Genomic DNA, 2,226 nt, shown 5'->3' on the forward strand with positions numbered 1-2,226 from the left:
CGTTTGAGTATAGAGGCATTTAATCCTGTTACGACTAATATTTCATTGATTGGTTTTAGTAGTAATTTTATTTATGAACATAAAGCAAAAATATAGTTTAAAACTAAAATAAGTAATTAGAATTAATTGAAAAAGGTATTTGTTTATTATGTTAGAAATGGCAGTAATTTATTTAGTGGCAGCTATTGTTGCGGTGCCCGTTGCAAAGCGATTAGGGCTAGGTTCTGTTTTAGGTTATTTATTAGCGGGTATTTTAATAAGCCCTAACCTTTTAGGGTTAGTGGGCGATCAAACTAGTGTAATGCACTTTGCTGAATTTGGTGTCGTTATGATGCTGTTTTTAGTTGGGTTAGAATTACAACCTGAAAGACTTTGGAAACTGAGACATTCTATTTTAGGGTTAGGTGGATTACAAGTAACATTCACAACAGCGATAATATTTTCGATATGTTTTTATACATTAAATTTAGCTTGGCAAACATCTCTCTCAGTAGGGCTTATGCTAGCGCTCTCTTCTACCGCGATAGTTTTACAAACCTTAACTGAAAAAGGCTGGATAAAACAAGATGCAGGACAAAACGCATTTTCAGTATTACTTTTTCAAGACATTGCTGTGATCCCTATTCTCGCCATCTTACCTTTACTCGCTTTTAAAGAGTTTTCAGCTCCAGAAACTGATAGTCATAATCTTATTTCGCACTTGCCTGTTTATGGACAAGTTGGGGTTTCTCTCATTGTAATTTCATTTATTATTCTTGCTGGGAAGTATATTTCGGCTCCATTATTTCGCTACATTGCTGAAACACGTTTAAGAGAAATATTTACAGTTACAGCATTATTACTGGTTATTGCAATTGCGTTATTGATGGAACGCATTGGATTATCTCCTGCTCTAGGTACATTTTTGGCTGGCGTAGTATTAGCAGAAAGCGAGTTTAGACATGAGTTAGAAGTTGATATTGAACCATTTAAAGGGTTATTACTTGGGCTGTTTTTTATTACGGTAGGTGCATCAATAGATTTTCCATTACTGTTTGATAAATTCGCTTTTGTTTCTTTTTCAGTACTCGGGCTAATTTTGGTTAAAGCGGGCATTTTATTTATGCTAGCGAATATATTTAAAATGAAATCAGATCAGAAACTACTCTTTACTTTAGCTTTAGCACAAGGTGGAGAGTTTGCATTTGTACTCTTGTCATTAACAAGTGGCTTATTGGTGACAAGTCCTGAGCAAACTAAAATTATTACTCTGATTGTTGCTATATCTATGCTATGTGCGCCTTTAATAATAATGGCATATGAAAAGTCATTGACGATTTCAAGTAAAAAAGATCCTGAGTTTGATTCAATTGAAGATATAGAACCAACTAAAAATGTAATTATTGCGGGTTATGGGCGATTTGGGCAAATAGTTGGTCGCTTATTAACTGCACAGGGATATCATTTATCTATTTTAGATCATAGTCCTAGCCAAGTTGAACTGTTAAGACGTTTTGACAGTAAAGTTTTTTATGGCGATGCCGCTCGACAGGATTTATTGGAAGCTTCAGGCGCTAAAGAAGCTAAAATTATCGTTATTGCTATTGATGAGCCTGATAAAATACTAGAAATTGTTGAACTTGTTCATAAACATTATCCTAAATTAAAAATATTCGCCCGAGCAACAGATAGACGCCATGCTTATGAATTAATGTACTTAGGTGTCACTTGCTTTAAACGTGAAACTTTTGATTCTGCTGTGAATTTAGGTGTTGAGGCCCTAATGGTTTTAGGGAATGATAAAGCTGATGCGATTAGGGCAGGTAAAATATTTACAGATCATGATAACGAATCTTTGCAAATTTTAGCTGATGTTTGGGGCGATGATAAAAGCTATGGTATTGCTGTAAAACAAAGAGTGGAAGATTTAAAACAAGTTTTAGACAATGATAAGGCACAACAGAAAAAATTAAACTCTTGTCAGAAACAAGCGAAAAGTAAATTTTAGAAGTATAAGGTTTTATGACTGAAAATGAATTTAGGGTTTATCTAGATGCACCTAGTGTTGATGAATTTAATACATTAAGAGAGCTGATTGGTTGGGGAAGCATTGACTCTGAAATGGCTCACATGAGTTTAGATAATAGTCTATTCCATGTGACAATAAAAAATAACACACAATTAGTAGCCATGGGTCGTATTGTTGGTGACGGTGCAATGTATTTTTAGTAACACCTCAATAACCCG

Annotated in this window: 2 protein-coding genes; both read left to right on the top strand. The window is 34.4% G+C overall.

Going from position 1 to position 2,226, the window contains the following annotated elements; all coding sequences use genetic code 11:
• Positions 1–148: 148 nt before the first annotated feature.
• Positions 149–1,987, top strand: a complete 1,839-nt coding sequence (locus tag CJF42_RS25405; RefSeq protein WP_095369283.1) for a monovalent cation:proton antiporter-2 (CPA2) family protein — start codon at positions 149–151, stop codon at positions 1,985–1,987.
• Positions 1,988–2,001: 14 nt separating this feature from the next.
• A complete protein-coding gene (locus tag CJF42_RS25410) occupies positions 2,002–2,208 on the top strand; it encodes a hypothetical protein (protein WP_095369284.1) in 207 nt (68 codons plus the stop codon).
• Positions 2,209–2,226 lie beyond the last annotated feature (18 nt).

The organism is Pseudoalteromonas sp. NBT06-2 (assembly GCF_002276045.1).
Lineage (GTDB): Bacteria > Pseudomonadota > Gammaproteobacteria > Enterobacterales > Alteromonadaceae > Pseudoalteromonas.